This window comes from Paenibacillus oryzisoli (assembly GCF_001653565.1).
Classification (GTDB): Bacteria; Bacillota; Bacilli; order Paenibacillales; family NBRC-103111; genus Paenibacillus_E; species Paenibacillus_E oryzisoli.
Genome location: NZ_LYPB01000060.1, coordinates 178,544 through 185,442, shown reverse-complemented (window position 1 = coordinate 185,442; position 6,899 = coordinate 178,544). Strand labels below are relative to the sequence as shown.

At 44.0% G+C, this 6,899-nt stretch carries 6 protein-coding genes; all 6 read right to left on the bottom strand.

Annotation, left to right across the window (positions count from 1 at the left end; translation table 11 throughout):
• On the bottom strand, positions 1-1,136 hold a 1,136-nt coding region (gene tnpC / locus A8708_RS13015; protein ID WP_204787524.1), incomplete at its 3' end, for an IS66 family transposase.
• Between the two features lie 348 nt (positions 1,137-1,484).
• Positions 1,485-2,399 (bottom strand): N-acetylmuramic acid 6-phosphate etherase, encoded by a 915-nt coding sequence (gene murQ / locus A8708_RS13010; protein ID WP_068663986.1) that lies wholly within the window; start codon positions 2,397-2,399, stop codon positions 1,485-1,487.
• 37 nt (positions 2,400-2,436) lie between these two features.
• A complete protein-coding gene (locus tag A8708_RS13005) occupies positions 2,437-3,261 on the bottom strand; it encodes a carbohydrate ABC transporter permease (protein ID WP_068663984.1) in 825 nt (274 codons plus the stop codon).
• 15 nt (positions 3,262-3,276) lie between these two features.
• On the bottom strand, positions 3,277-4,206 hold the full coding sequence (locus A8708_RS13000) for a carbohydrate ABC transporter permease (protein WP_068663982.1): 930 nt from the start codon (positions 4,204-4,206) through the stop codon (positions 3,277-3,279).
• Between the two features lie 22 nt (positions 4,207-4,228).
• Entirely contained in the window at positions 4,229-5,533 is a 1,305-nt protein-coding gene (locus tag A8708_RS12995) for an ABC transporter substrate-binding protein (protein WP_068663980.1), read from the bottom strand.
• An 85-nt stretch (positions 5,534-5,618) separates the two neighbouring features.
• Positions 5,619-6,476 carry an SIS domain-containing protein gene (locus A8708_RS12990; protein WP_082927470.1) on the bottom strand — a complete coding sequence of 286 codons (858 nt, stop codon included), beginning with the start codon at positions 6,474-6,476 and terminating at the stop codon, positions 5,619-5,621.
• Positions 6,477-6,899: the final 423 nt, after the last annotated feature.

The window sequence follows — 6,899 nt, the reverse complement described above, 5'->3', positions numbered from 1 at the left end:
CTTCCGCGTGGCCCCGTTTTAACCGGTATGGGATCTTTTGCCCACTCCGTTTTGGCCTTCTCTAGGATGCAATCATACCTCTGTTCATACTGCTCAATCAGTTCTTCTGGTAGCAACTGGTTCTTATGGCGGTACGATTTGGTAGATTTCCACGCTTCCTGAAGTAAGGTGTTCATCTCTGTTGGCCACTCATGCTTGTCGTTTTCGGCAATGCCGATGCAATCACGCATGAAGTGTGCGTTGCAAAGCGCATGCTGAAACGTGTACTCCTCTCTGAAGTACGAGGAAAAGCAGTCGTGTACGAGAATTTGACTGTAATTCGGAAGCACACCCATTTGAGCAAAAGCCTCGCTGCCGCGTTTAGGGTATATGAGGAGCAGGGTCCAGAGGTTATTAGAAACGGTGTGAAGCCATTGTTTCTTTGTCCCGACCTTCATGTTAGTTTCATCTGCATGTAAAAGTTCTTGAAGAAGAAGTTGTTCGCGGATGTCCGAAAGTGTTGGTTCCACAGCCGCAGACATGGTTTGGACTTGTTTAATTAAGGTCGCTTCGCTGGGTTGGTGTCCTATCACATCTTTGTAAAAACGACTGATGCGCTCCAGTGGCAACAGCTGATACACGCTCAAGTACGAGGTCAAAGAGGTCATGCGAGGCCCGTATTGAACAGGAGCAGGAATTTCGGATGGGAACAACGCTTGCTGTTTGGTTTTGCAATGAGGACAGCACTTCTTCTCCGCACGGAATTCAGTTATGTACATACGAATGTCGGGCAGATCAAATTGTTGCCTTCTTTCGTACCCGTCAGCTTCAACATCTTCTATGTTCGCTTTACAATGCCTGCAGGAGGAAACACGAGACCAAGTCGTAAAATCTGGAGAGTCAGAAAAACGAAGCGTGTGTCCTGGATGCCCCTTTGGGGCTCCATTTTTCCCACCTTTTTGTCGCAAATTAACTGGTTTACGGAATCCGTCGCTAGAAGGAGGTTTACTGCTATTATTGGAGTTCATTCCGAGCTTGCGTTTTAACTCGCGCACCTCAGCTTCTAGTTCTAGAATGCGATTGTTCATTAGAATAAATATAGCTTCAATCTCTGAATCGCCTTTACTGAATTTTTTTATTTGTTCAGTCGTGAACATGGCAGGAACCCNTTTACTGCTATTATTGGAGTTCATTCCGAGCTTGCGTTTTAACTCGCGCACCTCAGCTTCTAGTTCTAGAATGCGATTGTTCATTAGAATAAATATAGCTTCAATCTCTGAATCGCCTTTACTGAATTTTTTTATTTGTTCAGTCGTGAACATGGCAGGAACCCCTTTTATGGTTGATTCCTATAATTACCACAGAAAGTATGTTTCGTAACAGGTACCTAAGTAGTAACCCCTGAACAAGCCTATTTCCATTGCTGAGAGAATTAGAAAAAAGGCTGAGCACCCCGAGAAAAATTTCTTCGGAGGGGACTCAGCCTTTACTTAAGATCTTTTAAACTATTGACTCTGTTGAAGCAGCTTCACGGCATCACCGAAATGATTTCGTGCTTGCAGGAGTACATCCAAAGCCTGCTGCTGGCTAACGCTGAACATCTCCATCAGAATCGCCACTCTAGCATCGCCTTTCGCTTCCATTCCGGCTTGTCGTGCCCTCTCTTCATCAATGCCCGTTGCTTCTTGAATAATTCTAACCGTACGTTCCCTTAACTTGTGATTGGTAGCCTGAACATTCACCATTAAATTGCCATAGATCTTCCCCATTCGAATCATTGTCGTGGAAGAGATCATATTCAGTACCATTTTTTGTGCCGTCCCTGCTTTTAAGCGTGTCGATCCCGTTATTATTTCCGGCCCGACAGGTACTTCAATTGGAAATTTCACAACGGTACTGAGCGGTGTATCATGATTACAGCTAATACCAACAGTTGCTAAACCTAGCCGATTCGCTTCAAGGATGGCACCAATCACATAACGGGCCGTCCCGCTGGCTGTAATTCCAACAACAACATCCCCTGGTCTGACAACCTCAGCAATAGCTAGCCCCCCTGCATGCTCATCATCTTCCGCATCTTCTATGGATGCACGAATTGCTCCTTCACCACCAGCAATGAGACCGTTTATCAAATCCTCTTCTACCCCAAATGTCGGAGGACATTCGGAAGCATCTAAAATCCCCAGACGCCCGCTCGTTCCAGCTCCGATGTAGAATAGTCGACCGCCAGCCTTCAACGCTTCAGAAATGGCTGCAATAGCCCCAGAAATCTGAGGAATTGCGCCTCTGACAGAAAGTGCAACCGTTTGATCTTCTTCATTCATTAAGTTTACGATTTCTTCAATGCTAAGTTGGTCAAGGTGCAGTGACTTTTCATTTCTCTGCTCAGTAGCCGGTTCATTCTTCTTTTGTTGCGTCAATACGATTCCTCCTATTGTTGGGTGATTCGTTGCCCTATTACTTCACAGCGCCTGCCGTCATGCCTTCCATGAATTGTTTAGAAGCTAGGAAAAATATGATCATCATGGGCACAGAAGCCAACGTTAGCCCTGCGAACAGCATACTTAAATCTGTGGAGTACTGTCCGAACAAGGAGAGCATGCCCACCGGAATTGTCTTCTTCGCATCATCTTGAACAAATATAAGCGGGAAAAAGAAATCATTCCATGCCGTGATAAAATTCATAATCATCACAGTTCCAAGCGCTGGCCGCATTAGCGGCAGTAAAACATGCCACATCACACCAAAGTCAGAAGAACCATCTATGCGTGCCGCTTCTTCCAGCTCCTTCGGGAGCGTTCTGAAGAAGCCCGTTAAGATGAGAATCGCAAGCGGCAAGCCGATCGCCGTGTATACACTAATCAACGACCAAATCGAATTCAACATCGAGAGTTTCTTCATCAAAAGAAACAGGGGGACAATCCCAAGCTTAATGGGAATCATCATGCCCAAGAGGAAGAAGAAAAACAATGCCCCATTCCAGCGGAACGGATATCTGGCAATATAGAAAGAAGCCATAACACCGAATAGCAATATTAGAACGACGGAAGCTACGCTAACCACAAGACTGTTCCAAAAATAAGTGAAGAAGGGAATTTGATGTATTAACTTACTATACGCTGCAAACGATATCGATGTCGGTAATGACATCGGATTTTTTAGAATTTGGATGTTCGTCTTCAAGGAAGAGGTCAGCATCAGAAAAATCGGATACAAACTGACCAGTGCCCCCAAATACGCCGCAGCGTATTGGAGTCCCCGAACGGATTTGTTGGTTTTCATGGTCTGCCTCCTGTCCTAATGCTGAGCCGATTGGTTCCTAGTGAAGTACAGGAACAAAGCTGATATCGTTGCAATAATGAAAAATAGAACAACAGCTAATGCCGAACCAAGTCCAAGTGCGACCGAATCGCCGCCAGACGAGCCGCCAAAAGCAATTCTATAAAAGAAGACAGCCAACGTGTCCGTCGAGTTATATGGTTCACCCTGTGACCCTTCCATTGCATAAATCAACTCGAATGCTTCGAAAGCATGAATAAACGTAAACACCGTAATGATAATCAGGGACTGACTCATCATTGGTAAAATGATCGAGCGAATCAAACGGAAGCCTTTGACCCCATCCAATCGGGCTGCTTCAACAACCTCAGATGAAATTGCCTGTAAACCTGCAAGGAATATTAACATGGAGAAACCAACACCAAACCAACTGTTGACGATCGTAATGGAAGTTAACGCCGTAGCAGGATCTCCCAGCCAAGGTTTGGCCCATGAGACAAGACCGATCTTTTTGAGCATGACATTCACAACGCCATTATTCGGATTCAACATGAGCTTCCATAAGAAGCCTACTACAATGACAGACAGCAACCTTGGTAAAAAGTAAGCCATTTTCAAAAAATTCGAACCCTTAAGTTTACTATAAACAAGATAGGCAAGCCCAAAGGCAATCACGTTTTGTACGGCCATCTCAACGGCGAAATAATACAGGTTATGACCAAACGCATTCCAAAACAAATGATTAAACGGTTCCTTCGTAAACAAGCTTACAAAATTGCCGAACCCAACGAATTCCCCACGGATGAGACCCTTCCAATCATAAAAGCTATAACCAAATGCGGAAAGGATTGGGTAAATCACGAACATAATGTAAACTGCGAGGGCAGGGACCGGGAACAGATGAACTGCTCCCTTTTTCCACCCGGACGATTTGGCCAAGTCATTCATGCCCCTCACACCTCTTCTTTACTTATTTCTTAGGTTTAAACCACGCATCTGTCATCTTCTGAACTTCTTCTGTCACTTGCTCCGGTGTTAATTTATTTAGATACATACCTTGAATAGAATTTTCTAATGTAGCTTTCGTTGTCGGGTTACCCCCATTGAAATAAACGACAGCAGCGTAAGGCGTGGAGATCGTATCGGCATTTTTGGCAATTTTGGCTACCAATGGATCATTTGCCGCCACACCAGGAATCGTACTTGGTTTTTGCAATTCATTCACGGCAAGAGCCCCGAATTCTTTTGTTGTTAGAAATTCCATGAATTTCAGAGCTTCCTGTTTATGAGCCGATTTGGCATTCACGGAAAATGATCCATCTACCCAAGTCGTTACCGATTGTTTGCCATCTGCTTTCATTGACGGAACTGGGAATACATCCATTTGAAGGTCGGGGTTCGTTTTCTTCATGACCGCATACTCCCAATCCCCCATCACCATCATCGCAGCCTGTTCCGTAACAAACATGTTTCTCATATCATCCATGCCAATACCTACGTAATTATCAGGGAAATAGGGTGTTAAATCTTTCAGCATTTTAATTGAACTTACATACTCAGGGCTTTTGAAATTCGTATCCCCGCTAACAATTTTCTTCATGAAATCCGTCCCATAAACAGCCGGTCCAAGCGTCCCTTCTGTCAGCGATAGAATCCATCCTTCTTTAGAACCGAAAGCAAAAGGCGTTACTTTGTTCTTCTTCAATGTATCCGCTGTTTTGAGGAGTTCATCCCACGTTTTAGGTTCTTGAAGATTATATTTTTGAAAGATTTTCTTGTTATAAAATACTTGCGTCGAGCTGAAGACGGTTGGAACCCCGTATACTTTACCGTCAGATCCCGTAGCAGCCAGTAAGGTATCTTTCGAGAATACATCCATTCCTTTCACATTCGTCAACGGCTCCAAGTAACCAGCATCCGCTAAAGCGGCTCCAGCTGCATAAGGGCGGAGATGAATAATATCTGGACCATTTCCGCTTTGTAGACTTGTGTTCAGCGCTGTGTTGTACTCCGTATTCTTGGTTGGTTTAAACTCAATATCTATATTGGGATTTTTCTTTTTGAACTCAGCAATGATTTTTGTGTACGCTTCTGTATCTTCTGTACGCCAGCTACCGATCGTCAGCTTCACTTTATCCTGTGTCGGTGCTGTAGTTGGTGCAGTACTTGCTGTACTAGGGGCTGCACTAGGCGTTGTGCTGTTCGTGCTGCATGCGGCAAGCATGGAAGAAGCTGCGACCAAAGTTAATAATGCTCCACTGAATAAACGTTTCATATAAAAAGCCTCCCTTTAATTTTCACTTGTATGTTAACCTCCAGCATGACTAGAGGACCAAACCATTTCATTCGCTTACTAGCAGTTATCCATTGCGTTTACCAACTTGGACGGCCTGTCGAGTCATTTCCAGCGAGGTCACACTTGCCTCGTAGTGGCAGCCAGCAATGCCAACATATAGAATATCGATAACATTCAGTTGAGCAATTCTTGAGGACATCGCCCCGCTGCGGATACTTTTCTCCAAGGTGCTAGTAAATAACTGAATATCTGCAAGGTCCGCAACTGGATTAGATCCGAATCGGGTCAACGTTATGACCGCTGCGCCATTATTCTTCGCTACTTCCAGCGAACGAATCATATCTTCCGTTTGACCCGTATAAGAAATACCAAAGACGACATCACCAGGAAGCAGGTTAGCTGCAATGGTAGCTTGGGCATCAAACCCTGTACCAATCTCACACCACCGATTAATCCGTGTAAGCTTTTGCTTGAAATCCTCTGCGATGATCCCTGAAGCACCCACGCCGAACACGCCAATTTTTCTTGCGCGGCTTAACGTTTGTATCGCTTTCTCCACACTTTCCGGCGAGAGGACAGTTAGTGTATCTTGAATGGAAACGATATTGTTATTCGTGACTGATTTGATGATCTCCCCAATGGAACTGTTCGCATTAATTTCCTGATAGGTCTCTGTCGGCAATAACGACTGTGACAAATCACCAGCAATTCGCATCTTAAGCTCCAGATATCCTTTACAGTGGAGAGAACGTGAAAGCCGTATGATTGTCGCTTCACTAACACAGGCAAACTCGGCAAGCTTCTGTACTGAAAGGCTAATCACTTCTTGCGGATGTTCCAAAATGTATTGTGCCACTTTACGCTCACTCGGCTTCAAACTTGCCATAGCAGCTTCTATGCTCATTAATCCACCTTTTAACATAGGCAACATCCTCTATCGTTTTTTATGGCGATTCGTATATGTTAGTTTATCTAACGTATGGACCTCATTATAATGAGTTTTATTTCATTTTGTAAATAGTTTTTTGAAATTTTATTTCATAATGTCATTTTTACTATCATAAAAACCCTTACATTGGTTCCGAATCCTCTTTTTCCCTCCCTGAATGCCAATATTCATGTCAGGTAATCTACACTTCATCTACAAACCTTCCTAACTGAACATACCGNAACATGGCAGGAACCCCTTTTATGGTTGATTCCTATAATTACCACAGAAAGTATGTTTCGTAACAGGTACCTAAGTAGTAACGGCAAAATCGGACTATTTATCTTGTAGCAGGTGTATTCTTCCTTTTAGTTAGGAAATATCGGACTAAATGAGATTCAACTGGAATCAGCGAGT